18 protein-coding genes are annotated in these 19577 nt (G+C 42.6%); 3 read left to right on the plus strand and 15 right to left on the minus strand.

Annotation, left to right across the window (positions count from 1 at the left end):
* Positions 1–416: 416 nt before the first annotated feature.
* The 6 genes from AACT23_RS17395 to AACT23_RS17420 all read right to left on the minus strand — a co-directional run bounded on the left by AACT23_RS17395 (position 417) and on the right by AACT23_RS17420 (position 7510).
* The gene (locus AACT23_RS17395; protein WP_094130143.1) at positions 417–1847 is read right to left on the minus strand and encodes a transporter substrate-binding domain-containing diguanylate cyclase; all 1431 of its coding nucleotides are present in this window, start codon (positions 1845–1847) and stop codon (positions 417–419) included.
* A gap of 190 nt (positions 1848–2037) precedes the next feature.
* Positions 2038–5184 (minus strand): efflux RND transporter permease subunit, encoded by a 3147-nt coding sequence (locus AACT23_RS17400; protein WP_094130146.1) that lies wholly within the window; start codon positions 5182–5184, stop codon positions 2038–2040.
* 1 nt (position 5185) lies between these two features.
* The gene (locus tag AACT23_RS17405; protein WP_445286085.1) at positions 5186–6205 is read right to left on the minus strand and encodes an efflux RND transporter periplasmic adaptor subunit; all 1020 of its coding nucleotides are present in this window, start codon (positions 6203–6205) and stop codon (positions 5186–5188) included.
* A gap of 56 nt (positions 6206–6261) precedes the next feature.
* On the minus strand, positions 6262–6720 hold the full coding sequence (locus AACT23_RS17410) for a YeeE/YedE family protein (protein ID WP_047689716.1): 459 nt from the start codon (positions 6718–6720) through the stop codon (positions 6262–6264).
* 10 nt (positions 6721–6730) lie between these two features.
* A complete protein-coding gene (locus tag AACT23_RS17415) occupies positions 6731–7150 on the minus strand; it encodes a YeeE/YedE family protein (RefSeq protein WP_094130151.1) in 420 nt (139 codons plus the stop codon).
* 30 nt (positions 7151–7180) lie between these two features.
* Complete coding sequence (locus AACT23_RS17420; protein ID WP_013867870.1) at positions 7181–7510, minus strand: ArsR/SmtB family transcription factor; 330 nt, start codon at positions 7508–7510, stop codon at positions 7181–7183.
* Between the two features lie 132 nt (positions 7511–7642).
* On the opposite strand from AACT23_RS17420, the gene AACT23_RS17425 reads away from it, so the two are divergent.
* A complete protein-coding gene (locus AACT23_RS17425; protein WP_094130154.1) occupies positions 7643–7828 on the plus strand; it encodes a YgaP family membrane protein in 186 nt (61 codons plus the stop codon).
* Positions 7829–7880: 52 nt separating this feature from the next.
* Positions 7881–9584: an FAD-dependent oxidoreductase gene (locus AACT23_RS17430; RefSeq protein ID WP_019280889.1), complete on the plus strand. Its 1704-nt coding sequence runs from the start codon at positions 7881–7883 to the stop codon at positions 9582–9584.
* A 41-nt stretch (positions 9585–9625) separates the two neighbouring features.
* Here the strand turns inward: AACT23_RS17430 and AACT23_RS17435 are convergent, their stop codons facing one another.
* The 9 genes from AACT23_RS17435 to AACT23_RS17475 form a co-directional block, all read right to left on the minus strand.
* Positions 9626–10981 carry an HD domain-containing phosphohydrolase gene (locus AACT23_RS17435; protein WP_013867873.1) on the minus strand — a complete coding sequence of 452 codons (1356 nt, stop codon included), beginning with the start codon at positions 10979–10981 and terminating at the stop codon, positions 9626–9628.
* Complete coding sequence (locus AACT23_RS17440) at positions 10957–12615, minus strand: EAL domain-containing protein (RefSeq protein WP_013867874.1); 1659 nt, start codon at positions 12613–12615, stop codon at positions 10957–10959. Before AACT23_RS17440 ends, AACT23_RS17435 begins: the two co-directional genes overlap by 25 nt.
* A 4-nt stretch (positions 12616–12619) precedes the next feature.
* Entirely contained in the window at positions 12620–13951 is a 1332-nt protein-coding gene (locus tag AACT23_RS17445) for a sensor histidine kinase (RefSeq protein WP_094130157.1), read from the minus strand.
* Positions 13952–13977: 26 nt separating this feature from the next.
* Complete coding sequence (locus tag AACT23_RS17450; RefSeq protein WP_017047214.1) at positions 13978–15285, minus strand: sensor histidine kinase; 1308 nt, start codon at positions 15283–15285, stop codon at positions 13978–13980.
* Positions 15286–15294: 9 nt separating this feature from the next.
* Positions 15295–15876, minus strand: a complete 582-nt coding sequence (locus tag AACT23_RS17455; RefSeq protein WP_013867877.1) for a chemotaxis protein CheC — start codon at positions 15874–15876, stop codon at positions 15295–15297.
* Positions 15873–16238 (minus strand): response regulator, encoded by a 366-nt coding sequence (locus tag AACT23_RS17460; RefSeq protein ID WP_013867878.1) that lies wholly within the window; start codon positions 16236–16238, stop codon positions 15873–15875. Before AACT23_RS17460 ends, AACT23_RS17455 begins: the two co-directional genes overlap by 4 nt.
* 36 nt (positions 16239–16274) lie before the next feature.
* A complete protein-coding gene (locus AACT23_RS17465) occupies positions 16275–17450 on the minus strand; it encodes an HDOD domain-containing protein (protein WP_094130160.1) in 1176 nt (391 codons plus the stop codon).
* Positions 17451–17454: 4 nt separating this feature from the next.
* Complete coding sequence (locus AACT23_RS17470) at positions 17455–17760, minus strand: Hpt domain-containing protein (RefSeq protein ID WP_017048759.1); 306 nt, start codon at positions 17758–17760, stop codon at positions 17455–17457.
* A gap of 164 nt (positions 17761–17924) precedes the next feature.
* A complete protein-coding gene (locus AACT23_RS17475) occupies positions 17925–18899 on the minus strand; it encodes a diguanylate cyclase domain-containing protein (protein ID WP_094130163.1) in 975 nt (324 codons plus the stop codon).
* Between the two features lie 138 nt (positions 18900–19037).
* On the opposite strand from AACT23_RS17475, the gene AACT23_RS17480 reads away from it, so the two are divergent.
* Positions 19038–19475, plus strand: a complete 438-nt coding sequence (locus AACT23_RS17480) for a DUF3069 domain-containing protein (RefSeq protein ID WP_017046416.1) — start codon at positions 19038–19040, stop codon at positions 19473–19475.
* Positions 19476–19577: the final 102 nt, after the last annotated feature.

The raw sequence follows: 19577 nt of genomic DNA on the forward strand, positions 1-19577 counted from the left end.
TGGATCAATAAAAACCGAGCATTGAACAAGATCAATGCGATCTTGGAGTAGCAGATCTCACTTAGAAAAGAAACGATGAAAATTGCAAATTTTTGATTTTTCCTCTTGAAATTTCACCGAACCTGATAGGCTAAGCCTTCGGATTCGATCAGTGAGGTATTGCGATGTTAAAATCAAAATGTGTATGTCGATTAGCGGCAGCAATACTCTTTATTCCCTCTTTCGCGACTAGGGCACAAAGTCTCACATTAGCGACATGGAATGTCGAATTCCAGCACACTATTTCATGATTAATCGAGGTCATTTCGTTGCCAAAAAACATCATCCATACTTTTCTTGGAATGGCTTTTCTTGAAATACTGCCCTCGGGCGAGCCAAGTGATAATAGATGGCCGAAATGAAGTTAATTGGAATGATCAATCCGCACATTGATCAACTTTAACAACTACAGCACGATTTTTACCCGCCGACTTGGCTTGGTACATTAAACTGTCCGCAACAGTAAGTGAGACTTTATCAGGAACAAGATCGTAATAGGCGCCACCCAAACTGATACTGAGCGTGATGGTATCATTGGCTACTCGCATTGGATTTTCATAGACAGATTGACAGATATATTGAGCTTTCAATTTGACCTCTTCAAAGGTATAGAGAGTAAGAATAATGGCGAACTCTTCTCCACCTAAACGAGCAATAAAGTCATTATTGGATAACTTTCTCTGTACATGTCTAACCACATGAATAATGGCTTGATCACCCACTTCATGACCAAACTGATCATTGATTAGCTTAAAGTTATCAATGTCAAACACCAATAAGGTGAAGGAGACGGGAGTTCCTTGCAATTCTGCTATCTTTGATTGGAAGTGTCGGCGATTACTGATTTTTGTTAGCTCATCAGTTTGCGCCAATTTCTCTAGCAAGTGATTTGCTCTCTCTAAATCGATGGTTTTATGTATGACTGCGCGTCTTAACATCAAGATGTAAATACAGAGAACCATCAGAGCTACGCTAATGATGATCGGGATAAAATATTTTGGGTAAACCGTCTCCATGTAGATCCAGCGACTAAATAACTGCATTTTAGAGGCATCAGATACCTTATCTGTCGCATTTGCGAGCTTCTGCCAAAGAACGTCATTGCCCTCTTTCACCCCAAAGCGCAACGGCTCAGAATAGAGAAACTTAACTGGCACATATTTTTTCGGGCTATTTTCTGTAAACATAAAGAGATTAGCGACTTGATAATCGCTAATAAACCCTTCTAATTTTGCACTGGAAGCGGCATACAACATATCTTCATTCGTGGCAAAGTAGACCAAGTTTAATTTAGGTAAATATTGAGCTGCGTAATACGCCTCATAGCCACCCAATACAACGCCAACCTTAATATCGATTTCACCTGAAAATATTTTGTCAAAATCCGTACCGAGTAAGTGTTGATCTAAGAATACGTGCGTCTCGATCGCCATAATTTCAGGTCCAAAATCGAGGAACAGATCTCGCTCAGGTGATTGAATTAGACCCGCATGAACGTCGGCTTGCCCATGTTTAACCAGCTCTAGTGATTCGTTCCAGCTTACTAGTTTAAATTCAACATCGAACCCGCTTTGCTCAGCAACGACTTTCCAATAATCGACTAAGATCCCGGCAGGCTCTCCTTGCTTATTAATATACGAATACGGTTTCCACTTGGCTGAGCTTGTAATAAGCAGAGGTTGAGAAAGATCATGCTCGCTGGAGAGCGGTTCACCGACTTCTGCCGTAGAAGCGATGACTGGAAGCTGCAGCGCCAATACAGCCATCACTCGAGAAAATATCATCAATAACGCAGATTTCAGTTTCATGTTTTCCTAACTGGGGAGTTTAGTTGACTCAAACACGATTAAGCTTGCACCGCTTTTCTTGTTATGAAACACCTTTAGTTATAATCATAGCGAATTTATCCGTAATCTACCTATTTAAAACTGCATTTTTAATATCCATTGCCTGCTGACATTTTATAGTTAGAGCAAGGGAATAGTTAGAACAGAAAGATCAATGACGCATAACCGTATAATACAAAACAGGAATAACTAATAAAGTTAAGACGGTAGAAACAAAGATGCCGAAAATCAGGCTAATGGCTAAGCCATTAAAAATGGGATCATCTAAAATAAATACCGCCCCGATCATGGCCGCTAAAGCGGTAAGCATGATGGGTTTAGCACGAACAGCCGCAGACTGAATAACCGCTTCGGAAAATGCCACACCTTCTTCAACCTGCTGATTAATGAAATCAACCAGCAAGATGGAGTTACGCACAATAATCCCCGCGAGTGCTATCATCCCAATCATCGACGTGGCGGTGAACTGAGCACCAAGTAACGCATGTCCGGGCATGACGCCAATAATCGTCAGTGGAATTGGAGCCATAATGATCAATGGAACAAGGTAGGACTTAAACTGCGCGACAACCAGTAAGTAAATAAGGATCATCCCAACCGCGTAGGCAATGCCCATGTCGCGGAATGTTTCATAAGTGATCGTCCATTCACCATCCCAGAAGATTTCGACACCATTTAACCCTGTAGGTTGGTGGATATAATACTGTTCCACAGGTAGACCAAGTGCATTGATGTTGAACACCATTTCAAACATACCGTATAAGGGGCTGTCTATTTCACCCGTCATATCCGCCACCACCATCACCATTGGTAACAGGTTTTTATGCACAATGTAGTCATCCATTTGAGTTTGGCGAATAGTGACTAAATCAGACAATGGATATGCACTGCCCGCAGTGCTCGCTACTTTCATGTTCAACACTTGATCTAATCGGACTTTGGCATTTTCACTAGCTTGCACTTGAATGGGGATTGGGTACTTGCTGTGTTCACTGTGTAAATAGGTGATCGGCTTTCCACCGACGGCCGTCGCCAAAGCATCGACTATCGAAGCATAAGGTACTTGATAGTGTGACGCTTTGCTGCGATCAATCACTACTTGCCATTTTTGATGCACTTCCGGTAGATACATATCGATATCGACAATATCCGCTGTTTCGTGGAAGATCCCGCGTAGCATCCTTGCCGCTTGTGCCCGAATGTCATGTGTCGGACCATAAACTTCCGCTAAAATAGGTGACCAAACGGGTGGCCCCGGTGGAACTTCAACGACTTTGACTTTACCGCCAAATCGGCTGGCAACCTCATTAAGCTTGGGGCGTACTTCACTTGCAATCGTATGACTATCTTTATCGCGCTCTTTTCGCCCTAACAGGTTCACCTGAATATCACCTTGGTTGGCTTGATTGCGCATAAAATAATGACGCACAAGGCCATTGAAGTTGATCGGTGCGGCTGTACCTGCGTAAATCTGATACCCACTGACTTCAGGCACGCTATTTAACACCGCGCCAAGTTCAAATAAAACGCGTTGCGTTTTCTCAAGCGACGCCCCTTCAGGCATATCCAATACCACTTGAAACTCTGATTTATTATCGAAAGGCAGCATTTTTAAAACCACGGCCTTCGTGATTGGCAATAATAGGGAGCCAGCAATAAGCGCAAATACCGCAAGCATCAAGAAAAGCCGGTTACGTCTTTGTGCAGCCGAGACTACGAAAGGATTCATGATTCGGTGAAAGATGCCTTGAGTTGATTGAGATTGTGCTTGATGCGATGAAGGCTTAAGAAACTTGGCCGCTAACCAAGGTGAAAAGACAAATGCAACCGCCAATGAAATCAGCATTCCCATCGAAGCATTGATGGGAATTGGGCTCATATACGGGCCCATAAGCCCAGAGACAAAGGCCATTGGCAACAGTGCGGCAATCACGGTTAAGGTGGCAAGGATTGTGGGTCCACCCACTTCATCAACCGCCGTAGGAATGAGATCCGCCAGTTTGCGCTTACCTAACGCCATATGACGGTGGATATTTTCCACAACAACAATGGCATCGTCCACTAAAATGCCAATAGAGAAAATTAACGCAAAAAGCGAGACCCGGTTGAGTGTAAAACCCCATGCCCATGATGCAAACAGTGTCATCATCAAGGTGACAACAATAGCCATACCGACCACGATAGCCTCGCGCCATCCCATCGCAATAACCACCAAAATAACGACTGCAGTGGTTGCAAAAATCAATTTACCGATCAATGTATTGCTTTTATCGGCGGCGGTTTTCCCGTAGTCACGCGTGATTTCAACACTGATTCCGTGTGGAATTAACTGATTTTCAAGTTCTGCAACTCGAGCTTCAACCATCTCAGCCACACGAACGGCGTTTTCGCCTCCTTTTTTAGCGATGGCTAAGGTAACTGCTGGATAAATACCTTGCTTATCACTGGTCCAAACTTGTTGGGTTGATGTATCAACACCCAATTGAACCGTAGCGACATCCGCTAAATATATCGGTGTCTGGTTATGCAGCCCAATCACCAATTGCTTTACTTCTTCAACTTTTGTTAAAAACTGACCAATTTGGACGGGAAACTGCTGATTTTCATGCGTTAGTTTCAACATTGGAGAGCTGTGGTTCGCCGCAGGAAGATGCTGATTCAGTTGATCTAACGTGATGCCAAAGCTGTTCATTTTAACGGGGTCTAAACGTACATCAACAATAGTAGGGTGGCGACCTATCGTATAAATATCTCGTGTACCATTAATGCGTTTGAGCTCTGTTTCTAAACCATGGGCCACTTGCGTTAACTGCTGGTTGTCCAAAGTACCCGTTTTATCGGATAACGTAATGCTGACGATAGGCACATCTTCAATGCCTTTAGGTTTGATGATCGGCTCGCCCACCCCAACGCCTTTTGGCATCCAATCTTTATTGGAATAGAGTTTATTATAAATACGAACCACGGCGTCGTTTCTAGGAACGCCGACATCAAAGATAGCCACAATCATCGCACCATCGGGTTGTGAAAAAGAGTAAATTTTATCAATTCCCTCAATTTCAGAGATGATCTGCTCTGCTGGGTTCGTCACTAAACTTTCCACTTCCGCCGGAGAAGCTCCGGGAAAAGGAATATACACATCGGCAAAGGTCACATCGATTTGCGGCTCTTCTTCTTTAGGAGTAACCATTACCGCAAAAACGCCCATCAGTAACCCAACAATCGCGAGCAACGGCGTCATCGCTGAAGTCTGAAAAGCTTTGGCAATACGTCCTGAGACGCCTAAACGATTATCCATATCACTCACCTACTTGTGTAAATACACGGCTTGCGACCGTATCGCCTTGTTCCAAGCCAGATAATACTTCCACATATTCACCATAGGTTTGCCCTAATCGCACTGGATTTAGCAGTCGTTTATCATCAACGATGCGATATACGGCACTCAGTTCTGCTCGGCGAATCACAGCGGCAACAGGAATGAGCATCACCTCACGTTGACCATAATTAAACTCTGTCTTGACCCACATTCCTGGCATCACTTGCCCGAGCTTGTTAGTTTGATCTACACGAGGCAGTTCAAGACGGATTTTGAATGTATGTGATTGAGGGTCGGCATAACTGAATAAGCTGTAATCGATTGGGGTTATTTTATCGCCCGTAGGCATAATGACTTGGAATTGAGCAACATTGGTGACTGCAGGCTGATAGCGCTGCGGAATGGCCGTTTCAACACGCAACTCATTGAATGAGAAACCACTGAGCAGCGCAGTACCCGGAGCCACCGTTTCACCCAGCTCTACATGTCGCTCCGTCACGACACCATCATAAGGGGCGGTAATATTGGTGTATCCAAGTGACTCCTTCGCCTGCACTACCGCGGCTTTTGCCGCCTTGACGGCCGCAGCAGCACTTCGAGCTTGAGCTTCAGCGCCATCCATTTGGTCTTGTGAAATCGCACCTTTAGGAAACAGCAGTCGATAACGCTTTAGTTGAGCTTGAGCTTCACGATTTCGAGCCTCTGCACTGGTTAACTGAGCTTGAGATGCGTCTAAAGAAGCCGATTGCTGAATAGCGCTGATTTCTAATAGCACGTCGCCCTTTTTAACAAAATCGTTAACGTCGACATACACACCAACGACTCGACCAGAGGTTTGAGCCGCAACTGTCCCTCTGTTAACTGGCTGGACAACACCTTCAAATGCAATCTGCTGTGGTATCTGCTCATAGGTCACGATATAACGATCATCAGCATAGCCAACGGCCCAATAGCCGCTCGTGATTAAGGCAATACACGCAATCCAAATTCGCCTTTTCATACCCATCCCTCATGTTGATCGTTACGATTCCACTTGCTTATTGAATTCTAGTTAGATTAAACCGTTTGCGTTTGCTGTTGTTTATTATTCTTAATGCAGATCAACAAATTAGTTGCACCAAGCCCAACCATCATTGAGATAAAGAATAGCCATACCTCAATATTACCCAGTGCAAGGCTTGATAGTGCTGGCCCTGGACAGATGCCCACTAATCCCCAACCTAACCCAAAAATCGCAGCACCAGAGATAAGCCGGGTATCAACACTGCGAGTCGTCGCTAAACAGAATTTTTCTGCGTTTATAGGCTGCTGTCTTGCTTTAATAACGATGAAATAGGTCGGCATAAAAACGGCCAATGCACCTCCCATCACAAACATTAAGCTTGGATCCCAAGCACCAGCCACATCCAAAAAACCTACGACTTTGGCTGGATTGGCCATTCCTGAGATAACCATACCCGCACCAAACAAAATACCTGCCACTAACGAGGTTAATCTAAACAACATCTGATTCATTTTAACTCACTTATAGAAGATGAAGGCGTACAAACACAGTAATGGCAGCAACGCCCATGAAGGTCCCTGTCGCCGCAATAGAGCGAGTGGATAGTCGGCCAACACCACAGATACCATGGCCACTGGTGCAACCATTTCCTAATCGAGTGCCTACCCCAACTAATAGACCAGCAAGCGCCAAAACACCGTTATTAAAGTTAAAAGTTTGCGGCACTTGTGCATTTAAAAACCAAACGGCAATAGCACCACCAGTTACCATGCCAAGTGCAAATAACAAACGCCATGCAAAATCACGCGTTTGAGGCGTCATCAATCCCGTTAACACCCCACTTATCCCAGCAATTTTGCCGTTAAACAGCAACATGAATGACGTTGATATCCCTAGTAAAACACCACCTAACAACGATTCCCAAGGAATAGAAAACAACATTATTTATCCTTTTAACCTATGACAAATGAACTAATTACAAAAAACGGTCTGCAAACTTTGAATAAGCTGTACAACCCGCGGATCCGATAGCGAATAGAAGACTTGCTGCGACTCCTTTCTTGCTTTGATCATATTTTGCTTACGAAGCACGGTTAAATGTTGCGAAAAGGCTGATTGACTTAACATCGAGCTTTGCTGCAATTCTCCAACGCCCACCTCACCATTAATTAACTGGCAAAGCACCATCAAACGCTCAGGGTGGGCCATCGTTTTAAGCAACTCTGAAACCTCTATCGCATTTGTTTTCATTTGCTCCACATTGACTGATGTGATCTCCATCATTCCCCCTTCGCATTGCATTTAATTAGATAATACTAATGAATGAGATTTAGTCAACGCTTATTTAGCTTATTCAAAATTAGACAAATTAACATTAGACATTGCTAATTAATAAATTTATAGTGACTTTAATTTACAACGGAGGGTAACAACATGACGATTGAAAATGGGGTAAGAATATTGGCGGGTAGCATGGTACTGCTGTCGATCGTTTTAACTGTGTTTGTCCATTCAAACTTTATTTGGCTAACGGCATTTGTTGGAGTGAACTTAATTCAAAGCGCTTTCACCGGGATTTGTCCAGCGGCCTTTTTCTTGAAAAAGCTTGGCCTGCACTGAGGATTTACTTACCTTACCATGCCGCTTTTGTTTAATTTTACTGGAGTAATTTATGACTAAGATTGTGATTATTGGTGGTGTCGCGGGTGGTGCATCCGCAGCGGCTCGTGCTCGTCGACTCAGCGAAGAAGCTGAAATCATTATGTTTGAGCGGGGCCCCTTCGTTTCATTTGCTAACTGTGGCTTGCCATATCACATCGGCGGTGACATCAAAGAGCGCAGCAATTTGCTGCTACAAACACCGGAAAGCTTTTTAGCGCGTTTTAATGTAGATGTGCGCACTATGAATGAAGTGCTGCGCATTAATCGTGCAGCGAAAACCATCACTGTACGCAATCTGCTGGATCAGTCAGAGTACCAAGAAAGTTATGATTTTTTGCTGCTTTCCCCTGGAGCGGGTCCTATTGTCCCGTCGATTCCTGGGATTCAAAACCCACTGACCCATTCGCTGCGCAACATTCCAGATATGGATAAAATCATCCAGACGCTGCAAATGAATAAACCTGAGCATGCAACTGTCGTCGGCGGTGGTTTTATCGGTTTGGAAATGATGGAAGCGTTCCATCACCTCGGTATCAAAACCACGCTGATCGAAATGGCTGATCAGGTAATGACACCTGTCGATAGTGAAATGGCGGGCTTTGCTCATGCGGAGATTCGCGCTAAAGGCATCGATTTACGTTTAGGTGTTGCCTTAAAATCGGTCGAATATAAACCAGCGGCGACGTTACCTAGCACAGAATCGGGTGAAACTCTGGAGCACAAACACATCGAAGGTGAACTGGATCTTGTGCTCAGCAATGGTGAAATACTCACCACTGACATCCTGATTATGGCGATTGGTGTGCGTCCAGAAACCAAACTGGCTGCTGAAGCGGGCTTACAACTCGGTGAACTTGGTGGCATTTGGGTGAACGAACAGATGCAGACCAGCGATCCAGCGATTTACGCCGTCGGCGATGCGATCGAAGAAAAGGATTTTGTTACAGGCAAACAAACGCTGGTTCCACTCGCAGGCCCTGCCAATCGCCAAGGTCGCATGGCAGCTGATAACATGCTTGGTCGTAACGAAACCTATCAAGGAACACAAGGAACCGCAATCTGTAAAATATTCGACTTAGCCGTGGCATCCACAGGCAAAAATGAGAAGCAACTAAAACGTGACGGCGTTGATTACGAAAAAGTGTACGTTCACACAGCCAGCCATGCGAGCTACTATCCGGGCGCTGAAGTGGTGTCGTTCAAAATGCTGTTCGATCCAAAATCAGGCAAAATCTTCGGGGCACAAGCGGTTGGTAAAGATGGCATCGACAAGCGTATCGACGTGATGGCTGTCGCTCAACGTGCAGGTATGACAGTAGAACAACTACAACACTTAGAGCTGACTTACGCGCCACCATACGGCAGCGCGAAAGATGTGATTAACCAAGCAGCTTTTGTCGCGACAAATATAATGAAAGGCGATGCAAAAGCCATCCATTTTGATCAAATCGATTCGCTAAGTGACACGCATATTATTTTGGATGTACGTAATCCAAGTGAACGTGAAAATGGTAATCATCTCAAAGGCGACATCAATATTCCGGTTGACCAACTTCGTCAACGTATGGATGAACTGCCTAAAGACAAAGAGATCATCATTTATTGCCAAGTCGGGTTGCGCGGTAATGTAGCCTACCGCCAACTGGCCAATAATGGCTTTAAAGCACGTAACTTGATTGGTGGGTTCCGTACTTATCTGTTTGCAAAACAATAAAAGATTCAATTGAGTGCTGCTGATGCGGCACTCTTTTTAAGTTAACCGATGTAAACCGCGATTGGCATATTAGTCTGTTCTTCAAGCTCTTTTAATTTCGCCAACAAAGCTGAGTTAATTTGATTGCCAGCGGTCAACATTAAGTTTCCATTGGGTAAGTACAAATCACGCTTAATTTTCATACCCGGTTTCACTTCACTCAAACCAATGCACAATTCTAGGCCATCCTCCAAGTGTTTTAACGAAGTTACTACCATTAAAAAAGCATCCACGACTGTAGGATCATATAAGGTTCCAGCCTGCTCTTTTATATAACTCTGCGCACTTTTGGTATGCATACGACGTGGATTATTTGGTGATGCAATATAGTAGTCATAATCTTTAACCACTTTAATAATACGTGAACACAAAGGTATTTCTTCACCATGTAAATGTCCTGGCTTACCAGTACCGTCATACAACTCATCTTGGTGGCGAATGATCTCAACTAGTGGTTCAAAGCGCTTAATTCGGCCTAAAATCTCGGCACCTAATACAGAATTGGCATTAGGACTCTGAGGAATTGAGGTTTCTGGATCAACAATCAACTTTTCAAGTTCTTTATCTTTCGCGCCGATTAATCCTATTTGGTGCATCAAACCACACAAATAGACATGACTCACTTGGCTTTCAGGCAGTTTTAACCGCTGCGCTACTACCTTCGCTTGGTTAGCAATACGCTCTGCGTGATCGGCTGGGTGTCCCGTTCGATATTGAATGATCGCAGTAACCATACCCAATATGTCTTTAAACGTCTTGTTACGACTTATCAATAAATGTTCTAACTTTTTATTAGATGATTGCAGCTCTAACGTTCTCTCTTTTACCTTCTGCTCTAAATCTTGATTAAATTCAGCCAGCTTACGATTATTGTCTTCCAAGGCTAGATTCACCACTTCGAGCTCGCTATTGCGTTTTTCTAACTCGATAGCCAAATGTTCTCGCTCTTTTGTCAGACGATAAAACTCCGCTGCTTTTGAAACGATCAATTTTAGGTTTTCGTTATCCCATGGTTTGCCAATATAGGTATGAATTCCACCGGAATTTACTGCCCTGACGGTTGACTGAATATCACTATATCCAGTAAGCAGGATACGAATCGTCTCAGGATATAATTCTTTTGATTTTGCGAGAAAATCGGCACCATCCATCTCTGGCATCCGCATATCAGAGATAATAATAGAGACCTCATGTTGCTCTAAATATTCCAAGGCTTCCTTTCCGCTATTAAAAGAAACTATGTCATAATCTGTACGCAAAACCCTCGTTAGTGATTTTAGAATTTCGCTCTCATCATCTAGCAGCAGAAGGCTAAGTCTATCACCACCAATCGCTATTTTTTGTGCGACATTTTCCATCGTTCCTCCTCCATTCTAGACAAATAACTGACCACGTCGTCTGATGATAATGCCTGACTCACCAAATGCCCCTGGATAATGGAACAGCCCAAGGTTTTCAATTTATCCGCTTGCTCCTGAGTATCAACCCATTCGGCGATCACTCCCATTTCAAGTGATTCAGCACTGTCTATCATTGCCCTCAGAATAACTTCATTGGACGCTGATTTGCCAATTGCTTGAACAAATCGTCCATCAATTTTAAGTACATCGAAAGGCATTTCGCACAGATATTCATAGCCCGCATATCCAGTTCCAAAATCATCCAGTGCACAGCTCAATCCCAACCCTTTCAGTTTACTGAGTTCTTGTTTCGCCTGAATAAAATCCTCAATAAAGTCATGCTCCGTTATCTCTATTGACAAGTTATTCAAACCGCAACTGAGCTTTGTAGTTAGCTTAGTCAATAATTCGTAAAATTGCCCATTTATCAACATGTTCCCAGGCACATTAACACTGATATTTCGATCTTTAATTAGTTTCTGATGTTGTTTGATGAACATCAGTACGTCTTCCAATATTTTTTCGGTCAACACTTTAGTTAAACCATACTGCTCAATTATGGGTAAGAAACTGGCTGGATATTGCCACTCATTCTCAACTGTTTTGCGCCTAGCTAATGCTTCAAATCCACAAACATCACCAGTTACCGTCGATAGTTGCGGCTGATAAAACGCGCAGAAATAGCGTCTATCGATATCGTTTAATACAGAAAATAGCGCCAATAACTCTCGGGATTGAGGATCATTATCGAGCCAGTAAATCGGCAGTTGATGATGCAAACGCACTCGCGAGCGTTCATTAAGGTCAGCAATAGATATATCATCGACTTGATGCAACGATTTAACATCACAGAGCAAAACCGTGTATCTGGTTTTAATAAGATGTGTGTCGACTTCAACAGGCTGAGAGAGCCGCGAACATAGGCGCATCACAACTTGATAACCTTTGGGGCTGTATGGAATGCACATAAACAGCTTATCTTTGTAGCGATATATGGTTTCCGGCTCTGTATTACCATCACTCAGATGCCACGCCAGCGTTTTAATAAATTGATTACCAAGCGCTCCGCCGTATTGATGGTTAATTTCGTCTAAATTAGCAATATTCACCATGACCAAAGCGTATGAGGAGTCACCATGTTTTTTCAATTCGATAATCTGTTCATCTAACGTACGCCGGTTTTTTAAGTTCGTCAGCACATCACTACCTAGCAATGCTTCACGCTCCAATAAACTCAAACGTATGGTTTCAATCAGCTCCTCTCTATCCCATGGTTTTTGGAGAAAACGATGCAATTTCCCTTCGTTCAAAGCACGAGACAAACCTTTGATGTCAGCTTGACCAGATAGAATAATGGTTACAACATGAGGATACTTATTGCGAATATTGACGACCAGCTCTGTCCCATCCATATTAGGCATTCGATAATCAGAAATCACAATTTCGATAGGGTGCCGCTCTAAAATAGTCAGAGCCTCAAGGCCGCTACTCGCACAATGAACCACAGAAAAATGCGGTTTGAATTCACGAGTTAAAGCTTTAAGTACCGCTGGCTCATCATCTACAAGCAGAATTTCTTTATATCGAAACATACAATTACCCCAATCCTTTCATCGAATGATGAGGTGCAACATAAAGCGGTAAACGAATATAGACGCAGGTTCCTTGACCTATCGTCGACTGAATTTCAATTTTCCCGAGGTGCTCTTCTATGATTTCTTTCGCAACAGATAATCCAAGTCCTGCACCATCACCGATACGCTTGGTGGTAAAAAAAGGATCAAAAACGTACACTAAATCTTCCGGACAAATGCCTTTACCGTTATCGCATACCGATAGACAGACACTCGATTTATTCTCGATTAATAAGCTGTTTTCCATATACAAGGCGACATTGACTTCACCATCAGTATGAGAGAATGACTGTAACGCATTGACTAACAAATTAATCAGTACTTGTTGGAGCTTATGGGGTTGCCCTAGAACATAAAATGGTATTTGAGGAGGTTCATAATTTAAGCGTGCTTTCAGCTTCATTTCACCCAACACCATATTAGTTGCAGAGCTAACCACGTCTCTTAAATCGACCATTCCAACTGATAATTTGGACTCGTGATAATACACATTCAAGCTCGCTACAATGTTTTTAATACGCGAAAGCCCCTCTAAACTTTCCACAATGATAGACTCGCTATCATCAAGTATTTCTGCCAACTGACAGTCGTTGATCTGCTGGATCTCTGGGTGTGCCTTCACTTGGGCAAGATAGGAACTTAACGTGTTGAAATTACTCATCACAAAGCCGAGTGGATTATTGATTTCATGCGCAACACCGGCGGCCAATTTACCTAAAGAAACCCTTTTTGCATCTTGCTCATTTCGTTGAAGATCACTACTACTCTCCCGCATAGACGACAGTAATTTTAAGGCCATCTCAACCAGTAACATGCCTTCTTGGATTTTTTCTAATTCACTTAAGTCAAAAGCATTCAGCGTTGTTCGCGCAAGAAACAGGCTATAGCGCCGCGTCAGTGAGGAGACGGAAAAGGTAACGCCACTTTTCCAAGCAGGAAAGTCATTGTGATAGTCTGAGAATTTCCCCGCATCATTGGCTAAATCAGGGAAGTAACTAAACTCCGTATCGGCTAAGGCCGGGTATGTGCCTAACTTCATTGCATCGGTGATTGGAAAACTAGAACGCAGTATCTTGAGCCTCTGCTCAGAATTGTAAGAAAATAGCACGATATGTGTATTAGGGAATAAAGGCTGAACATGAGTAATAAACTGATCTAACTTGTCTTCTTGTGATTGATTTGAAAACATAACTCCTAGCAAAGAAAGTACGACGTAGTGAAATGTTGAGTCCAAGCTGTGTTCTTCTTGAAAGCGTCTATTTTCTTCCTGTTGCTGGGTTTTACTCACATGCATACTCCCTAATCAAATAACGATAATTTTCACTCTATTGCTAGTGTAGCCAATTCGATTGCATCTATCGGCAACGTAATGATGAATTCAGTACCTTTATTCACTTCGCTATGAACTGCAATGGTGCCTTTATGACCATTGATGATCCCGTACGAAACTGATAAACCTAATCCTGTGCCGGACCCAACCGCTTTGGTGGTAAAGAAGGGTTCAAAGATGCGATCTTTAATCGCATCAGGAATACCACTTCCCGTATCTTTAATGCGAATTTCAACCTGTTTCTCATTTAACTTAGCTAATGAGATGGTGATGGTGCCTTCTCCGACAATCGCCTGACTTGCATTGACAAGAATATTAAGAAGAACTTGGTTAATCTGCATTGGCTGGCAATACACGTCAGGCACGTTTTCTTGATATATCTTCTCTAAAGTAATGTTGTATTTGATTTCGTTATTGATGATTTTCAGCGTTGATTCGATACAGTTTTCCAAATTTGCATAGCTCCATTCAGAACCATCAACGTGTGAAAACTCTTTCAAATTTTTCACAATGGCCATTACTCGAGATGAACCTTCTAGTGATTCTGAAATCAAATCTGCCGTATCTTCTAAAATAAAATCAATCTGTTTCTCTTGTAGTAATGACTCACACTTTGCCGCTAGAGCGGTATCATTTGCTTGTGAAACCTGCTGTTTTATCCCTTCTAAAACGGCGGCTAGCGTTTGAAAATAGTCACTCAGTGTTTGAATATTGGATGTGATAAACCCCACTGGATTATTGATCTCATGGGCGATGCCTGCTGAAAGCTGCCCAATAGAGGCCATTTTCTCTGATTGCAGTAGTTGTCCTTGTGCATCTTCGAGTTTTTTAATCAATACTTTTTGCGCTTGATGCTCTTGCTCTAATTGATGCGAAATGCGCTTAAGTTCCTGCTGCTGACTAGCTTGAATTGTTACGTCATAGACACATATACAGACATGCTCGATAGTCCCATCTTCACTATGAATAGGGATGATCTCCAAATCTTGATACATCTGTTCTTCTTCACCCGATACAGGGCGGGAACTTTTAAAGGGCAATAGGTGAGGCTTCTGCTCCCAACTACTAAAGCTTGAAGTTTCAATCACCAATGCCGTATCAATTTTTCGTTTAAGGTAGTCTGCGGAATGAGGAAATAGTTCAAGTATGTTCTTTCCTTGCATCACATCACCATCAAAAATGACTCGGGATTGGAAATAGTCATTAGCTTTCACGATAATGTAATCCTGCCGTACTATGCACAACGCAAAAGAGAGTTGATCCAGCAGATCAGAAAGCAGTAAGCGGCTTTTTCCCATTCCAAACTCCTACATCAACTCATCGAGGTGAATGAGTACCTTATCCAATTCGTTGTCTGCAAAACAGATGATGGTTTTAGCAGAGAATGACGCTTTTTCGACTAAAAAAGAGATTTCCATAATTAAAGATAGCTTCCACTGAGAAATGGGAAGCGGCTGTGTTGACGGATAAAACAGCACTGGAGACTGAATTTTAGTTTTTATGTCTATTTGCTGACATAGACCCTTTAGACTTGCACCAGATAAAATATTCGAGATATCTAAAATGCTCTCCTCTAGGCTCACGACATCTTGAGCATCACCTGTTGATTGTTTTAGATCGCTCACTATCTGTTCACAGCCTTTTCTGCTCATTAAGGTCACTAACTCACCATCCATGCCACCAAAAAAAGACTGCCGAGTGTAGTAATAATCGGTTTCATAAGATTGCAGTTGCGCTAAATCCTCATCCGTTGCCACTCCAATACTGGGTACAGATATAGTGACGTGCAAATTAAGCAAGGTAGCCAGTTTATTTGCTGCTCTGCCCATTGAGATATTCATAAATTCTTGCAGGGCGTCTTTATGGTCTTCTGAAAGTGCCATTGTCATAATAGTCCTACCTCGTGCAATGTTTGTTTTAGCTGTGCTGGGTCAAGTGGTTTTTGCAAAAAGGTGACTGCACCGAGTTCTCTTACGCGCTGCTGAGCAAAAGGTTGAATATCGGCACTAATGACAATGACAATGCTTTTAGCATCAACGCTGTGCAGATATTCTAGGACTTGGAAGCCATCCATTTCTGGCATGGTCAAATCTAAAAACATCACTTCAGCGCACCCATTTTGGTAATTGACTAGGGCTTCTTTGCCATTTTGGGCTTCGCTGATTTCTACATCCCACTCTTCAGGAATCGCCCTCATTACCGCTTTTCTCGACATCTTTGAATCGTCTGCTATTGTAATTTTAATTGCCATGCTCGCTCCCTCTAATCAAAAAAAGTAATTATATAATTACTCAATAAATATGGGTTTTAGCTCAACTAATACGCTTGCAATGGAACTTGGTACACCGTCAATCAGTGTTTGGTAGCTCTCATTTTCCCTACATGCTTCTATGCGATTTGCAAGCCCCACAATACTTCCAAGTACAACAGATTTGTCATCTGAAAAAAAATCACTCTTACTTTGATTAAGAACGATCTCTCCAATCTCTGAACCGTATCCCCATATCATCAGCATGTATGCCGTTACTATGTAGTAATCAGCATATTCTTGTTGAAGCTCTAAGAAAGAATCAACATTATGGATATCAGCGCCTTCCTCCATCAAAATCAATTTTCCGATTGCGGTAAGCAAGCTTGAGACAAACACCCGATCTTTATCTTGTAAGGAGTACCCCAAGTTTTTAGCCAGTAAACGGGATATATAGCTCACCCTCAGCGCCTGTTCTGAAATATCTTGGTGGGCCTTTTTTGAAACTAAGCTGTTAGCGTGATGGCTCAATAACGATATGGCGATGCTCTCCACTAAAGTCGCACCTAAACGTCCAACAGCTTCCGATAATGAATCTGTGGTTCGACGAAAACCCAAGTAAGAAGAATTGGCAATTTGAAACACTCGTGCGACTAATACAGGCTCATGGCTAATGGTGTCTGCGATTGATTGAAGATCACAAGTAGGAGAGGCAATAGTTTGTTGTAAACGGTGTATCGAATTGGGTAATACCGGAAGATCTTTCAAACTTCCGAGTTTAGTTCGGCACTCATTGTTAAACGGCATTTGATAAAGACGTTCGGTACATTCAAATAAGCGTTCAAAGTCCTCTTGTGTGAATGGCTTAGGCAGAACGAAGTGGGAATACGCATGCGCTTTTTGAGGCAAATTCTCCTGCGTATTACCAGTTAAAAGAGCTCTCACTACTTGCGGGTAAGTCTGCTTTACCTCTTCTAACAGCTCATCGCCACATTTATGCGGCATGAGTAAATCTGAAATGATAATGGCTGGCGGTTGGCAATTATACTTATTCCATTCTGACAACCAATTTAGTGGCTCTGAAACGAGTATAATTTCCCATTCTGGACGAATACGCCTGATCAAACGAGCAATGGCTTTAAGCATAAAAACATCATCATCTATGCACATGACCTTCAAATGTACTTTTTCCATTTGATTCTCACTTAGCTTCATTGTTTTATTTATTCATATATTGGTTGATTTCGTCCAACAACAACTTACTTTGATCATTGATCGAACTGATTGAAAACTCGGTGTCTTGAGTAACATTGGTTAGATTATCAGTTGCGGCTTCAAGTTTCTGGAATTCAAATGCTAATACATCCGCTCCGACAAACCGAGATGACGATTTCATGGTGTGTGAAATGTGATGAATCACCTCAACTTGGTTGCCACAAAACGCATTGCTAAGTTTATTCAAAGCTTCCAATAGGCTTGTTCGATAGCCGCACAGCATCTCATTCACATTCTCTTCACCCACCATGTCCGCCACCCTATCTGGTGAAAAATACTGCAATCCGTCCATAAAGTGCACCCATAAGCCAAAAAAGTTGATATATGCATCCTGACTTCTAATCCAAAGCGTTAGTACTAGTGTAGACCATATTGCTTATGTACTAACAAAAAAGAGCGAGTGCAGTGTGTGTATTAGCTTAATGCTGCATTGGTAACATCGTAAGAAATAAAGCAATTTCTACCTTGATGCTTTGCTTGGTACAAGGCTTCGTCGGCCAGATTGTAAATATTAGCGATAGACTCAGTGCCATTCGGCGTTAACGAGATGACACCTTGAGATAAGGTGACATGATCGGCAATTTCGCTGTATTGATGAGGATAATGTGCTTTAATCATTGATTGTTGGATTCGCTCAGCGGCAATCAGTGCTTGTTCATAATTGGCATTGCCCAGCAGCACTAAAAACTCTTCACCGCCATATCGCCCTACATACTCACCAGTACGCACAAATAACTGATTCACCGTTTGCGCAATGGTAATCAAGCAGTTATCTCCTTCTATATGGCCGTAGTTATCGTTAAATCGTTTGAAATAGTCCACATCGATTAAAATGAGGCTCATTGGAAATTTGTGCCGCCCATGCCAACTGATCATCTCTTTAAGCTTGTCATCTATAAATCGACGATTAAAGACTTGCGTTAAGCCATCTTCATTTGCTTGCTGCTGCAAAACACCATTTAGCTCTTCAAGTTTAACCGTTGCGCGTTTAAGCTCTCGACGCATAATTGCAATACGCTGCATGGCTAATAATTTGGAGTTGAGTACCAGTTTATCGACTGGCTTGGTTAAGTAATCATCACCGCCTGCCTCTATCGCTTGCGCGATCATCGACGGTTCATCATGCCCACTTAAAAAGATAATAGGCACCCATTCATGGTATTGCTGACGTATTTTTTTCGACAATTCAAAACCATTCATGCCGGGCATCGAAATATCCATCAGAATCAGTTCTGGATCAAATTGGCAATAACTATCCAATGCCGCTTGTCCACTGGCAACCGCCTCCACGTGATGACCGAGCTGTTTAAGACGAATGGTGAGTTGCATTCGATCCAGTTGTACGTCATCGACCAGTAAGATCCTCATAGAAGAGCCCGAACTTACCATCTGTAACCCCTTTAAATTTCAATCATATGCTTACGTATAACATAGATTTATTCACTTTCTTTGTTTAATTTTGCGCACAATATTGACTTTTCGCTATAAATTTTTAGCATGTAGCTTTTCCCCTAAAGAGATATCTTCATGTCTGAAGTAAAGCAAACCGAACAACCTGTAGTGGACTTAGACGCCATCTCGCCAGAATTGCGCCAAGTAATTGAATTTGATCAAGTGCCACAAGAGATGTACTACATGGTCGTGTCTATACATGAAGTCTCTGAAGAAGCGGTACGCGAGTCTTGGAACTCTCTACCAGCCAGTGCGCAAAATGTGTTGGATAATTTTGAACAGTTTCATGCGTTGATCTCTGTCAGCCAAGCTTTTGCTGGTGTCAATGTCATGGAGGAGTTTCCAACATTGAATTTACCGAAAGAGATGACAGACCAAGATAAAGAAGAGTACCGAGCAGAGCTTCTTGATCAAGTGCTGCATAACTGTGTGAAAGATATGGTTAAACAGATCAAAAAAGCACGCCGCGACCCGATTCTAAAACGCGATTTTAAAGACGTGTTTGCAAAATAAAACGCACATCATTGAGCATAAAGCCGTCAATTTTATATGACGGCTTTTTCTATTGAACCTGAACTCGGGATAAGAGAGGCTTAGGTTATTGAATCAATACAT

Source organism: Vibrio sp. V09_P4A23P171 (genome assembly GCF_963875615.1).
In the GTDB taxonomy this organism is placed as follows: domain Bacteria; phylum Pseudomonadota; class Gammaproteobacteria; order Enterobacterales; family Vibrionaceae; genus Vibrio; species Vibrio anguillarum.